Source organism: Mycobacterium sp. (genome assembly GCF_039583785.1).
Taxonomy (GTDB): domain Bacteria; phylum Actinomycetota; class Actinomycetes; order Mycobacteriales; family Mycobacteriaceae; genus Mycobacterium.
Genome location: NZ_JAVKSG010000005.1, coordinates 1 through 15,214, shown reverse-complemented (window position 1 = coordinate 15,214; position 15,214 = coordinate 1). Strand labels below are relative to the sequence as shown.

The 15,214-nt window shown below is 66.0% G+C and carries 12 protein-coding genes and 2 pseudogenes; 9 read left to right on the top strand and 5 right to left on the bottom strand.

The features are described 5' to 3' along the window. Positions 1–10 precede the first annotated feature (10 nt). The 5 genes from ABDV69_RS03955 to ABDV69_RS03935 all read left to right on the top strand — a co-directional run bounded on the left by ABDV69_RS03955 (position 11) and on the right by ABDV69_RS03935 (position 3,381). Positions 11–535, top strand: coding sequence for a DoxX family protein (locus tag ABDV69_RS03955; protein ID WP_343572030.1), 525 nt, complete (start codon positions 11–13; stop codon positions 533–535). 13 nt (positions 536–548) lie between these two features. After that, positions 549–1,994: a multicopper oxidase domain-containing protein gene (locus ABDV69_RS03950; RefSeq protein WP_343572096.1), complete on the top strand. Its 1,446-nt coding sequence runs from the start codon at positions 549–551 to the stop codon at positions 1,992–1,994. A gap of 381 nt (positions 1,995–2,375) precedes the next feature. Beyond that, the gene (locus ABDV69_RS03945; RefSeq protein WP_343572029.1) at positions 2,376–2,624 is read left to right on the top strand and encodes a ribbon-helix-helix protein, CopG family; all 249 of its coding nucleotides are present in this window, start codon (positions 2,376–2,378) and stop codon (positions 2,622–2,624) included. Beyond that, a complete protein-coding gene (locus ABDV69_RS03940) occupies positions 2,618–2,962 on the top strand; it encodes a type II toxin-antitoxin system PemK/MazF family toxin (RefSeq protein ID WP_343572028.1) in 345 nt (114 codons plus the stop codon). The genes ABDV69_RS03945 and ABDV69_RS03940 overlap by 7 nt, the downstream gene beginning before the upstream one ends. A gap of 122 nt (positions 2,963–3,084) precedes the next feature. Beyond that, positions 3,085–3,381, top strand: coding sequence for a hypothetical protein (locus tag ABDV69_RS03935; protein WP_343572027.1), 297 nt, complete (start codon positions 3,085–3,087; stop codon positions 3,379–3,381). Between the two features lie 15 nt (positions 3,382–3,396). Here ABDV69_RS03935 and ABDV69_RS03930 read toward each other — a convergent pair whose 3' ends face one another. Continuing rightward, positions 3,397–5,976, bottom strand: coding sequence for an SEC-C domain-containing protein (locus ABDV69_RS03930; protein ID WP_343572026.1), 2,580 nt, complete (start codon positions 5,974–5,976; stop codon positions 3,397–3,399). A gap of 152 nt (positions 5,977–6,128) precedes the next feature. On the opposite strand from ABDV69_RS03930, the gene ABDV69_RS03925 reads away from it, so the two are divergent. The 4 genes from ABDV69_RS03925 to uvrA all read left to right on the top strand — a co-directional run bounded on the left by ABDV69_RS03925 (position 6,129) and on the right by uvrA (position 10,846). Continuing rightward, entirely contained in the window at positions 6,129–7,118 is a 990-nt protein-coding gene (locus tag ABDV69_RS03925) for a hypothetical protein (protein ID WP_343572025.1), read from the top strand. A 61-nt stretch (positions 7,119–7,179) separates the two neighbouring features. Next, entirely contained in the window at positions 7,180–7,425 is a 246-nt protein-coding gene (locus tag ABDV69_RS03920; protein WP_343572024.1) for a type II toxin-antitoxin system VapB family antitoxin, read from the top strand. Then, entirely contained in the window at positions 7,422–7,817 is a 396-nt protein-coding gene (locus ABDV69_RS03915; protein ID WP_343572023.1) for a type II toxin-antitoxin system VapC family toxin, read from the top strand. Before ABDV69_RS03920 ends, ABDV69_RS03915 begins: the two co-directional genes overlap by 4 nt. Positions 7,818–7,927: 110 nt before the next feature. Continuing rightward, entirely contained in the window at positions 7,928–10,846 is a 2,919-nt protein-coding gene (gene uvrA, locus ABDV69_RS03910; RefSeq protein ID WP_343572022.1) for an excinuclease ABC subunit UvrA, read from the top strand. Between the two features lie 47 nt (positions 10,847–10,893). On the opposite strand, the pseudogene ABDV69_RS03905 reads toward uvrA, so the two are convergent. The 4 genes and pseudogenes from ABDV69_RS03905 to ABDV69_RS03890 all read right to left on the bottom strand — a co-directional run. Next, a pseudogene (locus ABDV69_RS03905) lies at positions 10,894–11,928 on the bottom strand (IS110 family transposase); the annotation flags it as partial. A gap of 86 nt (positions 11,929–12,014) precedes the next feature. Beyond that, on the bottom strand, positions 12,015–13,046 hold the full coding sequence (locus ABDV69_RS03900; protein WP_343572021.1) for a group II intron maturase-specific domain-containing protein: 1,032 nt from the start codon (positions 13,044–13,046) through the stop codon (positions 12,015–12,017). Further along, entirely contained in the window at positions 13,028–13,714 is a 687-nt protein-coding gene (locus ABDV69_RS03895) for a reverse transcriptase N-terminal domain-containing protein (protein WP_343572020.1), read from the bottom strand. The genes ABDV69_RS03900 and ABDV69_RS03895 overlap by 19 nt, the downstream gene beginning before the upstream one ends. 779 nt (positions 13,715–14,493) lie before the next feature. Next, positions 14,494–14,706, bottom strand: a pseudogene (locus ABDV69_RS03890) (IS110 family transposase); the annotation flags it as partial. Positions 14,707–15,214 lie beyond the last annotated feature (508 nt).

Below are 15,214 nucleotides of genomic sequence, written 5' to 3'. Positions count from 1 at the left end.
AGTTTCGTTGATGACCACGTCGACGACCGCGGCGTGGTGGCACCGGGTGTGCCGCACTAACGCACCGGCGGCAACGGTGTTGATCCGCTTCTATGTCGGGCTGGTGTTCGCCGGTGAGGGCGTGCTGAAGTTCCTGCGCCCCGACTCGCTCGGGGTGGGCCGGTTCAGGAAAGCGGGTATCCCGGCACCGGAGTTCTTCGCAGTCCTTGGTGGCGTGTTCGAGATCGGCTGCGGCGTGCTGATTCTGGCCGGGCTGCTGACCCGGGTGGCGGCGGCGCCGATGATCGTGAACATCACCGGGGCGCTGCTGATCACGAAATTACCGATCCTGTGGGCAGGCTCGGCCCTGTTCAAGAGTGAACACGGCTGCTGGGATTTCCTGCACGAGGCCCGCCTGGACATCGCCCAACTGTGCGGCGCCATCTTCCTGCTGTTGATTGGCGGCGGAACCTGGTCGCTGGACCACTACCTCACCGACGGTTTTGCCCCAACCGACTCCGCGACAGGCCAGGAGGCAGCAACACGTGGACATTGACCGGCGCCGATTCCTGACCTGGAGCGCCGCTGGTGCCGCCCTGGCCACCGGTGGCGCCGGGTCGCTATTGGCCGCATGTAGTCGCCAGAATGCCAGTGGCCCTGCTGATTACACGCTGCGGATCGGCCCGGGGCTGGTGGAGCTGGCCCCGGACAAGGTGGTGTCAACCACTCTGTACAACGGGCAGTTCCCGGGGCCCCTGCTGCGTTTCACTGAAGGTAAACCGGTCACCATTGACGTCCACAACGACACCGGCACACCCGAACAGCTGCACTGGCACGGCCAAACCCTGCCCGCGGACATCGACGGCTCAGCCGAGGAAGGCACCCCCTACATTCCCCCGCACGGGATGCGGCGCATCACGCTCACCCCCGGGCCATCGGGGTTTCGCTTCTACCACACCCACGTCGTGCCCGGCTCTGATCTGAGCCTGGGCCAATACACCGGGCAGGTCGGTCCGGTGTACATCGAACCCAAACGCAATCCTGGCGACTACGATCAGGAAATCTTTCTGACCCTCAAGGAATTCGAGCCGTCCTTCAGCGCCGCCGGGGACATGGCCGGTGGCTTCCTGGCCGGAGACCCCATTCCCGAGCTGCGCGACAAGGGCGAGAAAGCGATGGCCGCCTCCCTGGCCGCGGGCAAGCCGCACGGCTTTGAGGTCGGCTACGAGGCGTTCGCGGTCAACGGCCGCATGCTCGGCCACGGCGACCCCATCAAAGTCGCCGAAGGTGAACGGGTGTTGCTGCATGTGCTCAACGGCAGCGCCACCGAGAACCGCAGCCTGGCCTTGCCCGGGCACACGTTCACCGTCGTGGCTCTCGACGGCAATCCGGTGCCCAAACCCGCTCCGGTTCCGGTGCTTTGGCTCGGTACCGCCGAGCGGATCTCTGCGATCGTGCACATGAGCAACCCCGGCGTCTGGATACTGGGCGACGTATCCGACGACGACCGCGGCAACGGCATGGGCATAGTCGTCGAATACGCTGGCCGCAGAGGCGAACCCCGATGGGCGCCGCCCCCGAAATTCACCTGGGACTACCGCCTCTTCACTCAACCCGGCGCCACCACGACAGCCCCCGCCCAGACGATCGAGCTGCTCATCGAGAAACGCAACGCCGAGCAGGACGGCTTCGACGTCTGGACACTCAACGGGAAAGCCTTCGACATGAACTCCCGCACAGCACAATTCGACCTCGCTCATGGTCGTCGCTACCGGTTCCGGCTGAGCAACGCCACCGACGACATCCACCCGATCCACCTGCATCGGCACACCTTCGAAATCACCCACATCGCCGGAACCCCCACCGCAGGACTGCACAAAGACGTTGTCATGCTCGGCGGCTACCAAAGCCTCGAATTCGACATCACCGCAGACCAATTGGACCTTTCCCTGCTGCACTGCCACCAACAACTGCACATGGACTACGGCTTCATGACCTTGTTCAACACGACGTAGCCGCGCCATCTGCTGACCCGCCAGCGACACACCCAGTTCGCCGAGCAGAAGCCGGAACCGCTGTCCGGATAGGCTGGGAGTGTTTGGTTGATCGAGTAGCCCGCAGCGAATCAACGCCAGGGCCGTCTTGGACCAGCACCCGCTGCCCTTGCAGCAATTCGGGCTGTAAATCGCGACGCAGCCACTGCTCACCGGGGCAGCCAGTCTCACGAACCAGGGCAGCCAGTCTCACGAACCAGCCCGGAACGGTTCAGACGGGGCGTGCTCGACAGGTGCGCGTTGTGCATCGGACCCGGGCCTGCCGTGTGTGTCGCGACAAGGTTGCTCGAGGTGGCCACATCAGCTGCGTCCGCTCTGGTTATACCGGGTTATACTAACCTCGTGAAAACCGCTATTTCCCTCCCTGACGACACGTTCGACCTGGTCTGCCGGCGTGCCAGCGATCTTGGCATGAGTCGGTCTGAGTTCTTCACCCGAGCTGCGCAGCGTTACCTAGACGAGTTAGATGCCCAATCGCTGACTGGCCAGATCGACAATGCCCTAGCGCGCCTCGATGACACCGACGAGGCGGCTGCCGACGCCGTGGCGACCGGGTGCCGGATGTTGAATGCCCTGGACGATGAGTGGTGATCAGCCGCGCTGATATCTACTGGGCTGACCTCGGACAACCATCCGCTAGCCGCCCCGCCAAGCGGCGTCCGGTGCTGGTAGTCCAGGCCGATCCGTACAACGCCAGTCGCCTCGCCACTGTGCTCGCCGCGGTAATCACCTCAAACACGGCACTGGCGACGATGCCTGGCAACGTGTTCTTACCCGCGGCCGTGACAGGGCTCCCACGTGATTCGGTTGTCAACGTCACGGCGCTCGTCACGCTCAACAAGACTGACCTCACTGAGCGAGTTGGCGATGTACCGTCGAGCCTGCTGCACGAGGTCGACCGTGGACTCCGTCGCGTTCTGGACGTCTGACCACCATGGCAGTCGAGATCGCTGCGATGGGTTATACCTCCAATTATTATGTAGCCCAGTGCAACTCGCAATAGTCAACTGGTCACGGTGCGTGTTCGACGGTAGCGGAGCCTGCCGCGGCTGTGACGTTTGGCCGGGTAGAGCGGATGGTGGCGGCGGCGTTGTGGACCTCGACGTGGCAACGCCAGGGGTTTCAGGCGTTCGCCGAAACCGCTGTACCGCAGTCGATTCGGTGGGAGTCCCGGCACGGCTGGACCCGCTACGGTGACGGCCCCGTCGCGATGCAGGAACCCTCGCTGGCCGTCGTGCTCGCGCGCATGCTGCGCGTTGCCGACACCTGGGAAGGCTTCGCCGAACAGTCCGGCCACGACCAATTCCGCGAGTTCGCCGTCGAGATCGGCGCGACGCTTCCGGCGTGAACGCCGCCCGGTCGGCTACCGCAGACCGAGCGCGGCGCGCAGCCGGTCGGCGTCCATACCGCCGCGGGCGGCCGCGCCGGCGGGAAAGCTGTCCAGCAGTGTGAGCAGGTCGCCGCGCCGGGTGGGGTCATCGGCGGCTTGGCGCGGTGTATTCCCGTCGAGCGCGGGGATGGGCTCGTCGAGCCAGCGGGTTTCGTACTCGCGGATGAACTCGCCGAGCAAGCCGGCCACCTCGGGGTCGTCGGGATCGAGCGCGCCCGCGCCGGTCATCGGCAGCTGTGTGGCCAGCGCAGCCGCCTCGCGGGCGTCGCGCACGGGGCGACGCTCGTCGTCGAGCACCGTCATCGCCGGGTCGAGGCGTGCCAGCGTGGTGAGCACGCGATCCATCCGCTGTTCGCTGTTGGCCTCGATGCGCAGCGTGTCGCCGTCGAGGACCAGGGTGGCGCGGATCCGTTGCAGGCCGTCGGTGATGACGTGCTCGAACCACTGCGGCGGCTCCTCGCCGTCGACCCGGTCGTAGGCCTCGTCGAGCGCGCCCGCGATCCCGGCCGGGTCGCCGATGCGCACGCCGGCCCCGCAGATCGCCAGCGATTCGCCCTCGGTGTTGACCAGCGTCGGCGGCGCGAACCGGCGGGTCAGCTGCGCCACCAGCGTCACCGGGTCGGGTTCGTCGTCGAGCAGCTCGATCAGCGGGTCACGCTCGTGCAGCGCGACCGGTTCGATACCGCCGAAGAACACCATGGCGTCCCCGGTGGGCAACACGCGGGCGCACACCAGTTGCCTGGGTTGGAGTTGACGGCTGGCCGTCCGCTCGACCACCTCGTGGGTGTCGCCGGTGCGCACGTCGCGCACGGTCACACCCTGGCCGGGCCGCACCTGCTCGACCTCTAACACCGACCGTTCCATCAGCAGCCATTGCTGGGCCAGCAGCCGCTCGTCGTCGGGCAGCAGCGAACCGCGCACCTCGAGGAACTCCTCGAACGCGCCGCCCTCGAACAGCACCGCATCCAGCACCAGCGGATCGGCCAGCGCCGCGGCCAGCGCGTCGTCTCCGTCGTCGGGGTCGGCATACCGGGAGCGTTCATAGCTCACCTCGGCCAGCAGGTCGGTCCAGCCGCTGGCCAACGTGTGGTGGCACGCCTTCGCGTACAACCAATTCACCCGCTCGGCCAGCGGCAGTTCCTCGCGGCCGAGGTGGCATTTCTTGTATTTGCGGCCCGACCCGCACCAGCACGCCTCGTTGCGGCCCAGGTCGCGGCGCGGCTGGGCGCGGTGCCGCTCCAACAGCTCCACCAGCGGGTGGTCGGGGTCGGCGCCGGCGCGGCGCAGTAGCGCCAGCCCGCGTTCGGCGTCGCCGCGATCGGAGGCGATCCGGGCCAAATCGAGCAGCGGCAGCGGCCAGTCGGTATTCATCGACTCGGCCGCCAGCAGCTCGCGTTCGGCCGCGTCGATATCGCCGGTTCGCTCGTGGGCGACGGCGCGCAGCCAACGCAAGGCCACCCGCGCCGCCCGGGGCACCTTCGGCTCCAACGTCTCCGCGAACAGGCCCAGCGCGGCCGCCCCGTCGGGGTCGGTGTCGACGGTCTCGGCCACCAGCAGCCGCGCCAGCATCGGGTCGGCCATCGCGCCGCCGAGCTCACCGCCCAGCTCGAGGATCGGGTTGATCCCGGGATTCGTCGCGTCCTCGTCGGCTTCGGGCACCATGTCCTGCGGCAGTTCGTCGGCGTCGGTACCAAGCAGCAGCAGTGCCATCCGCTCGTGCAGCTTGATCAGGGTGTACAGCGCGAATGCGTCGTCGGGGTCGAGATCGTGGCGCTGGGCCAGCACCGCGCACCCGCGGTCGAAGCGCCACCCGTCGAAGTCGAACCCGGCGGGCGCCAGCCACTCGCCGTGACGCGCCAGACCGTGGTGGTCGGCGATCTCGCACAGTGGCGCCAGCGGCTCGGTGAACACCGCCGGATCCGCGACGCACACGGTCCAGACCGCCTCGGCGAAGAACCTCGGCTGGTCGGGGTCGAGCAGGTCCGCCAGCCGGGCGCCGAAGCCGGCGTCCGCACCGGGCATGGCTGCGCCGATCAGCTCGAACGCGAGGCCGTCGGCGGTCAGCCGCACCCCGAGCAGGTCGCCCGCTGCGGCTCCCAACGCGGCCAGCGTGCCCGGCTCCAGCAGCAGAGCCCCGCCCGGGTCGACCGCGACGTCCGGGATGTCACGCTGTTCGAGCAGCTCGTCGTCGAACCCGGCCAACGCGATCTGCACCGCCGACCCGTCGGCGAGCCGGCCGTACTGTTCGTGCTCGCAGAGCGTGGCGATCGGGTCCAGGTCCGGGGTCACCGCGAGCAGGTCGTAGGCCGCCTCGTTCGCGCCGAGCCGGTGGGTGAACACCCGCCCGGCCAGCAGCGCAGGCAGCCACACCCATCGGTCGTCATCTAATTGTGCTGCGCGGCAATCGATTTCCAGGCGCAGCGTGCCCAGGACGGCGTCCGGATCGGTCACGCCGGCATCCTGCAACAGACGTGCGATGTCGCCCTCGTGCAAGGGTCCGTGTTCGGCCAGGATCGTCGCCAGGGTCCGCATCGGATCGATCGGTTGCGCCACGATGAGCACCCTATGCCGGGCCAAGTCCGGGCCGCGACGTCGGCCACGAGCCTGGGCTCGCTGATGAACCGCTCGTGTCGGACCCTCGACGCAGACTGTGGCCAAGCGACGCGAGATCTTCAGACTGCGTCAACGCGTGTCAAGGGGCGGATATGGGAAACAGAGCGAACTTCGTCATCGTCAAAGATCAGGATTGGCAGCTCTACTACTCGCATTGGGCGGGCTGTCGCATGCTGGACGCGCTGATCGCCGGCCCGGAGTTCGCGCTGCGGTACGCACAGTCGCTTCGACGGTGCGCCAAGGACCAGTGGGTCGACCCGCTCTGGGCCGACGGCGGCGCGGTGGTGGACCTCGATCGTCGCCGGGTGTTGTTCTTCGGCGAAGAACTGATGGTTCAGATGTGTGAACGCCGGGCCCTGATGAGTGCGCTCGCCACGGTATGGCGCGATTACTCGGTCGGCTGGGCGTACGACGGAACCGCTGAACTCGCCGGATATGTCGGCGCCGAGTTGCCGCCCCGCACCTGGGACAGGAGGCCAGCGGTGCGACTGTCCCGGGATCGAAACGCTTTGTGCCATTTGGTTTCCGTCGCCGACGCCGAGGGACGACTTCGGCTGTGGCCGCTGTGGTGGCACCTCAGTAAGGCATGGCACGGGCCTGCTTTGCTCAATATGCTGCCAGGCCGTGGTGTCACAAGGTTGACGCTGGGCAAGATCCCTGAGGGCGGCGTTCATATTGATGTGTCCCGAAAGACGTTAGGAGCCTGGCAAACAGCCGACACCATGGGCGTTTTCCAGGCCCTTCCCGACGTATGGAGCGGGTGGCATACCGAGTGCTGGGAAGATCGCTTCGAGGAACAGCTGATTCGATGCGAGGGGGCTCTGCGGCTTCCCGAGTTGGATTTGGCCGCCGGTATCGACAGCGCCCGGAAATGGATCTTCGACAGGGTGCATCAGCGCTTCACGGAAAGTCCGGCAGGCCAAATTGTCAAACTCGCCGAGCTGTTGGCCCCTGTTGGGCCCGGTCTGGTGGTCAGCGACGATGCTGTGAGCGATTGCGCGATTCGTCCACGCAGCGCGGAGTGGGGACGTTTCGTCGCGGCGTGCGATCTGGTGCGCGAAGACCATGCTGAATCAGCCTGATCGCCGTGGCCGGCCGTGTTCTGCGATGATGGTACCATAGCCGGGGTAGAAAGGTACCAATGTGGCGCTGAACATCAAAGATCCGTCCGTGCACCAGGCGGTCAAGCAGATCGCGAAGATCACCGGTGAATCTCAAGCCCAGGCGGTGGCGACTGCGGTGAACGAGCGTCTGGCCAGACTGCAGAGCGACGAACTCACCACCCGGCTCTTGGCCATCGGCCATAAGACCGCGAGCCGGATGAGCCCGGAGGCCAATCGGCTCGACCACGCTGCGCTGCTGTATGACGAGCGAGGCCTGCCGGCGTGATCGTCGACACGTCGGCGATCATCGCGATTCTGAGGGAAGAGGACGACGCCGCGGTCTATGCCGAGGCCATCGCCACTGCCGATGCGCGCAGGCTGTCTGCAGTCAGCTACCTCGAATGCGGGATAGTCCTGGACTCCCAGCGCGACCCGGTCATCAGCAGAGGCCTGGACGAACTCATCGCAGAAGCCGAGTTCATCATCGAGCCGGTGACCGAGCATCAGGCACGCCTGGCCCGCCGGGCGTACGCGGATTTCGGCAAAGGCAGCGGCCACCCCGCGGGTTTGAACTTCGGCGATTGCATCTCCTACGCGCTGGCGATCGACCGACGCGAGCCGCTGCTATGGAAAGGCAACGACTTTGGGCACACCGGCGTCCAAACGGCGCTGGACTAATGGTGATTGGCTAGAGCCGCGCTACGGCTCCGGCACTGCTTGTCGGTGTGGGCACATAGCATGGGATGCGCCGTGCGCAGTGACCGCTTCGAGGCAAGGAAAGGGGCAGCGTGGCTGATCGCCTGATCGTCAAGGGTGCGCGTGAGCACAATCTGCGCAGTGTCGATCTTGATTTGCCACGCGACGCGTTGATCGTGTTCACCGGGCTGTCGGGCTCGGGAAAGTCGTCGCTGGCGTTCGACACGATCTTTGCCGAGGGTCAACGGCGTTACGTCGAGTCGCTGTCGGCCTACGCCCGCCAGTTCCTCGGGCAGATGGACAAGCCGGACGTCGACTTCATCGAGGGCCTGTCGCCGGCGGTGTCGATCGATCAGAAGTCCACCAACCGCAACCCGCGCTCGACCGTCGGAACCATCACCGAGGTCTATGACTACCTGCGTCTGCTGTATGCCCGGGCCGGCACACCGCACTGCCCGGTCTGCGGCGAGCGGATTGCCCGGCAGACGCCGCAGCAGATCGTCGACCAGGTGCTGGTGATGCCCGAGGGCACCCGCTTCCAGGTGCTCGCCCCGGTAGTCCGCACCCGCAAGGGCGAGTTCGCCGACCTGTTCGAGAAGCTCAACGCGCAGGGCTACAGCCGGGTCCGGGTCGACGGGGTGGTCCATTCGCTCACCGATCCGCCGAAGCTGAAGAAGCAGGAGAAGCACGACATCGAGGTGGTGGTGGACCGCCTGACCGTCAAGGCCGGCGCCAAGCAGCGGCTCACGGATTCGGTGGAGACCGCGCTGAACCTGGCCGACGGGATCGTGGTGCTGGAGTTCGTCGATCAGGAGCACGACGCTCACAACCGTGAGCAGCGGTTCTCCGAGAAGCTGGCCTGCCCCAACGGGCACGCACTGGCCGTCGACGACCTGGAGCCGCGGTCGTTCTCGTTCAACTCGCCGTACGGCGCCTGCCCGGAGTGCGTCGGGCTGGGAATCCGCAAAGAGGTCGACCCCGAACTGGTGGTGCCCGATCCGGATCGGACGTTGGCCGAGGGCGCGGTGGCGCCCTGGTCGATGGGCCACACCTCGGAGTACTTCACCCGGATGCTGGCCAGCCTGGGCGAGGCGATGGCGTTCGATGTCGACACGCCGTGGCGCAAGCTTCCGGCCAAGGCACGCAAGGCGATTCTGGAGGGCTGCGACGAGCAGGTGCATGTCCGCTACCGCAACCGCTACGGCCGCACCCGGTCCTACTACGCCGACTTCGAAGGCGTGCTGGCGTTTCTGGAGCGCAAGCTGGATCAGACTGAATCGGAGCTGATGAAGGAGCGCTACGAGGGCTTCATGCGGGACGTCCCGTGCCCGGTGTGCAACGGGACGCGACTCAAGCCCGAGATCCTGGCCGTCACCTTGGCCGCCGGTGAGCGCGGCGCGAAGTCCATCGCCGAGGTCTGCGAGCTGTCGATCGCGGACTGCTCAGACTTCTTGAACGGCCTCACCCTCGGTGCACGCGAACAGGCGATCGCGGGGCAGGTGCTCAAGGAAGTCCAGTCGCGGCTGGGCTTCTTGCTCGACGTCGGTCTGGAGTACCTGTCGCTGTCGCGAGCGGCGGGCACGCTGTCCGGCGGTGAGGCGCAACGGATCCGGCTCGCCACCCAGATCGGCTCCGGACTGGTCGGTGTGCTGTACGTGCTCGACGAGCCGTCCATCGGCCTGCACCAGCGCGACAACCGTCGTCTCATCGAAACCCTCACCCGCTTGCGGAATTTGGGCAACACGCTGATCGTGGTCGAGCACGACGAGGACACCATCGCGCATGCCGATTGGGTCGTCGACATCGGCCCCGGCGCCGGCGAGCATGGTGGACACATCGTGCACAGCGGCACCTATGCCGACCTGCTCAAGAACAAGGATTCGATCACCGGGGCGTACCTCTCCGGCAAGGAAAGCATTGCGGCGCCAACGATTCGGCGTCCCGTGGACAAGAAGCGGCAGCTCACGGTGGTGGGCGCCAACGAGCACAACCTGCGCGGCATCGATGTGACGTTCCCGCTCGGCGTGCTGACGTCGGTGACGGGCGTCTCGGGTTCCGGCAAGTCGACACTGGTCAACGACATCCTGGCCGCGGTGCTAGCCAACCGGCTCAACGGCGCGCGGCATGTCCCGGGCCGGCACACCCGGGTCACCGGGCTGGACCATGTCGACAAGCTGGTGCGGGTCGACCAGTCACCGATCGGGCGCACCCCGCGGTCCAACCCGGCCACCTACACCGGTGTCTTCGACAAGATTCGCACCCTGTTCGCGGCGACCACCGAGGCCAAGGTGCGCGGTTATCAGCCGGGCCGATTCTCGTTCAACGTCAAGGGCGGTCGCTGCGAAGCCTGCACCGGCGACGGCACCATCAAGATCGAGATGAACTTCCTGCCGGACGTGTACGTGCCCTGCGAGGTGTGCAACGGCGCCCGCTACAACCGCGAAACCCTCGAGGTGCATTACAAAGGCAAGACCATCTCCGAAGTCCTCGACATGTCGATCGAGGAGGCCGCGGAATTCTTTCAGCCGATCACCGGCATCCACCGCTACCTTCGGACGCTGGTCGACGTCGGCCTCGGGTACGTGCGGCTGGGCCAGCCGGCACCGACGCTGTCCGGCGGTGAAGCGCAGCGGGTGAAGCTGGCCTCGGAATTACAGAAACGCTCCACCGGGCGCACCGTCTACATCCTCGACGAGCCCACCACCGGCCTGCACTTCGAAGACATCCGCAAACTGCTGGATGTCATCAATGGGCTTGTCGACAAAGGTAATACGGTGATCGTGATCGAGCACAACCTGGACGTGATCAAGACCTCGGACTGGATCATCGACATGGGCCCCGAGGGCGGCGCCGGGGGCGGCACCATCGTCGCCCAAGGCGCCCCGGAGCAGGTCATCGCGGTGCCGGAGAGCTACACCGGCAAGTTCCTCGCGGAAATTCTCGCCGACACCGGCAAGCCCGCGGCCCGCAGCGCGAAGCGAGTGACCAAGCGCCGCAACGTCAGCGCCTGACATGAAAATTAGGTGACCACAACGGGTGACCCGGCTACTTGGGTGGGCTAGGCCGTCTGGGTGAGTGGTTCCAGGGTGACTCGGTAGCCGAGGGATTCGAGTTGGTCGATCGCCCGTGCTTTGGTGCGGGCGGGTTGGCGGACGGTGTAGTAGTCGGCGCCGGGGTCGCGGTAGAAGTCGCCGTTGGTGAGCATGTTGTAGGCGGCGATGATCATGGCGTGTTCGACGGCGACGATGGCCCGCATCGGGCCACGTCGGGTGGCGATGCGTTTGTACTTGGCCGAAAAGTAGGTGTTCTTGGATCGGGCCGCCGAGAGCGCGGCGATTCCGAGGACGCCCTTGAGGTAGCGGTTTCCTGGTCGGGTCTTGGTCAACTTCACTCGGCCGGCGGATTCGTTGGAACCAGGCGAGACTCCGGCCCAGGATGCCAGGTGTCCGTCGGTGGGGAAGACGCTCATGTCGGCGCCAGTTTCGGCGAGGAATACTTCAGCCACGATTCGGGAGAATCCCGGGATGCTCATCAGCAGGTCCCGGGCCGGGCGAAAAGGTTCCATCGCCTCCTCGATCCGCTCATCGAGTCGAGCGATGTCGGCGGTGTGGGCGTCGATGCGGTCCAGGAACAGTCGCGCCATGAACCCATGGTGATCGTTGAAGCGGCCCTGTAGTGCATCGGTCAGCGCGGGAATCTTCGACCGCATCCGACGCTGAGCCAGATCGGCGAGCACCGCGGGATCGCGTTGCCCGGCGATCAGCGCCTCCAGCATGGCCCGCCCGGAGACACCGGTGATGTCGGAGGCCACTGAAGACAACTTGATCCCGGCGTCTTCAAGAAGCTTCTCCAACCGCTGCACCTCCCGGGTGCGTTCTCGGGTGATCACGGTGCGAGTGCGCGTCAGATCCCGCAACGCCCGGATCGGAGCCGGAGGCACGAACGACGCCTTCACCAGCCCGTGGGCGCCCAGGTCGGCCAGCCACGCGGCATCGGAGACATCGGTCTTGCGGCCCGGTAGGTTGCGCACCGACGCGGCGTTGACCAGCACGACGTCGAGTTCGTCGTCGAGCAGGTAGTAGAACGGCTTCCAGTCGGGTAGCTCCGGCGCGTCGCCGGAGCCCCCTAAGAACCGGCCGTGCCCGCTTTCCAGGCAACCGGCTCAAGCAAGCCCGAAGGCTATTCAGTCGAGACGACTGCAGAGTGCTGGTGCACGCCGATGCGGTCTGGGTGACGGCTTCGGCAGTGCGTGTGTATGAGACGGAACGCGGTGTAACCCCTTGACTCTGACCCCGAATCAACGACGATCGCCTGACGGCGGATCGCCTTGGCGGTAGCAGTGATCCACTGCTCCCACTCGTCGGGATGTCGCGGCTCGACCTCAGCGTGCAGCAGCAGCTGACCGCAGAGCGGGCAACGCCCGCGCTGCTTGCCGATCAACCACGACCGGGTCCGGTCCAGCGGGGGTCTCCCGCGGCGGCGCCGGACCGCCCAGTAGTCGGCTAGAGCGGGATCGTCCGGGGACGCCCAGCCCTTGACCAGGGTGTGCCGGGTGATCGCCGTCCAAGCGAATTTGACCAGGTAGGCGCCGCTATCGCGGTCACCGAATACCCAGCGGTCACGCCGAGACCGGTTGAACGCACCGAAGTAGCGGGACACGATCCAACGTCGTCCCTTGTGCGGATGGGTAAACCTCGCCCACTTATCGGTGAGCTTCCACACATGATTGTCCAGCGCGTTGAACACCCGGGCCGACACACAGTGCCGGTAGTAGGCCGACCACCCCCGAATGATCGGGTTGAGCCGGATGAGCACCATCTGGGCGTTATGGCCCCGCAGTGCCCGCATCTCGGCGGTCAGCCGTGCCCGGATCCGTTTCACGGCCGCCTTGCTCGGCTTGATCAGCAGCTTGTTGCGGTAGCGGCGAATGTTGAACCCCAGAAAGTCCACCCCATCATTGAGGTGCACGATGCGGGTCTTGTCCTCGTTGAAGACCAGACCCCGAGGTCGCAGCCACTGCGTGAGCTGCGCTTTGACCTGTTCGGTCTGTTCCCGCGAGTGGCACAGGGCTAGCAGGTCATCGGCGTACCTGATCAAAACTGGGGAGCCCGGCCGCGCCGTGCCGGCGTTGGTGCCGGTGCGGATGTAGCGGACTCCGGCGGCCTGTTCCATTCCGTGCAGGGCAACGTTCATCAGCAACGGGCTGAACATAACCCGCCTTGTGGGCTGCCTTCCTCGGTCGGCGCGAGCCGACCTTGATCGATCACCCCCGCTCGTAGCCAGGCCGCGATCATTCCCTTCGCGGGGAACGAGCCGAGCTGCGCGAGAAGATGGGCATGATCGATGCGGTCGAACGCGGCGGCCAAGTCGGCGTCTAGCGCCCACAGGCGTTTGCAGGTCGCGCCGCGAGCGGTCACGAAGATCGCCTGCATCGCGTCCTGACAGCTACGACCCGGCCGAAACCCATACGATCGGGACTCGAACCGGGCCTCCCATTCGGGTTCTAACGCGTTGACCGTGAGCGCTTGCAGCGCCCGATCGGCAATCACGGGAATCCCGAGGCCGCGCCGTTTTCCGTTGCTCTTCGGAATGAACACCCGCTTGACCGGTCGGGGCCGCCGTGTGGCGGTGTCGCGCTGCAGCCAGGTGGCCATCTCGGCCTTTTCCCATCCCGCGAGCACGACCCTGCCGTCGACCCCGGCCGTCTTGCGGCCAGCGTTGAGCTCGGTGACCCGCCGCACACTCAGCAGAGCGTTCGCGCGGGAACCCAGCATCAGTTTCTGCAGATTGCGGACCCGCTTGTGGTCCCCCGCCTGCATCGCCGTGAAGATTCGTTGCCGCAGCCTCCGTACGTCGTCTTCGACCCGGCGCCAGTCCACGGCGTCCCAGTCGCTGATCTCGTCCTCAGGTCCGTTCACCGTCACGGTGTCTAACTTGTCCATCGGTTCTGGAGTCTCCGATCGTCTGGTCTTCACAGGCTCACCCGACCCACGTCAGCTCCCTTTCGGGCCGGGCAGCACGCCCGTATCCGACCGGTTATGCGCCAGCCATCCGGCGGAGGGGCCAGATCGTGGGGTTGGCGGTTTCCCGTCGCCTTTCGGCGTGTCGGCGTTGGCTTCTTGGGTCATCCTGCGCCCGCTGGGGAGTTGCGCCTTCCTCACGGTTGGCCTACCGGCGACACCGGCCGCCGGACCCCAACCGGGTTGTCATGTTGCGCATGAACAAGATTCGACCGGGCAGGGTGCCCCCTTTGCCCCGGGGACGATGGTGCGCTCCCGACCGGCGATTACCCTCCGGCCGGCACCCGACGCTTTCCAGCGTCCAGTCCCTACGGCCCCGCTGACACATCCCATCGGCGGGGGTCACCTTCACGAGGCGTCATCAGGGGTTCACTCGCGTTCACCCATCACCCCAGGACAACTGGATGTCGCCCCGGAGCCGGGAAGCGACCCCGCTTCCCGCCGGTCTTCTCCTCGCCCACGGCTCCCGGATGGAACGGGAACCGCTTCGGCTTTGAACCCCGGGCTTCGCACCCCGCAGTCACCCACAGAGCACGCCGAGGCGGAGACAGGCCCTTACGCACTGGCCCGAGTACTACACCTACGGCATCAACCGAACCTCCAAACGGTGCCTCCTACTTCACTCATGCACCCTCATGTCGCACGTAATCGCTGGTGGACTCGATGATCACACAGGTCACCTTGGCTGCGATCAGGTGCTCACGTAACGCCAGGATCTGGCTGGTCATCGCCCCCCACGTCGTCACCGTCGCCGTGGTGGTCCGCCGGCCATGGCCTTGCACTCGGATGCAGACCTTGGCGTCCTTCTTCGAGCAGTCGATCCCCGCGCACCGCGGGTGCACCACATCCATCACCCATCACCTCATCCGATGTACCGTAACTCGTTGTTGTGGAGGGTGTTTCGGGGAGGGCGGAAGTGAAACAGGAATCTGACACTCGTGCTCGAAGGCAACATTCCACGGTTCCCGTGGACAAAGATGTGCCCTCCACCCCAAGCTAGCCTGCGGGCTCACATGGCAACATAGAGCGACCGGGGTCGACCGAAACACACCATCAGCATCACCCCGGGCCGCCGCTGACACAACCGCGAACCCAACCAGCGAGCACCGGCACATTTTCGTCCACCACGGCGGGGCGCAGCCCCTGAGAAGCTAGCCTCGATTTTCGGCTCCTCGCCGTTTTGGTGTGGGCTGTATAGCTGATCTTCAGGCATTCTGCGGGCTGATTCCTGGTGGTGTTGCCGGGGGCGGTCTACGGGATGGTGGGTCTGCTGGACGGGCTCGATTTGAACGCGATGTTCGGGGCGGCGCTGGGCCTGGCGGTGCCGTGGCAGGTGGTCTCGGTGGAGTTCGACGAACA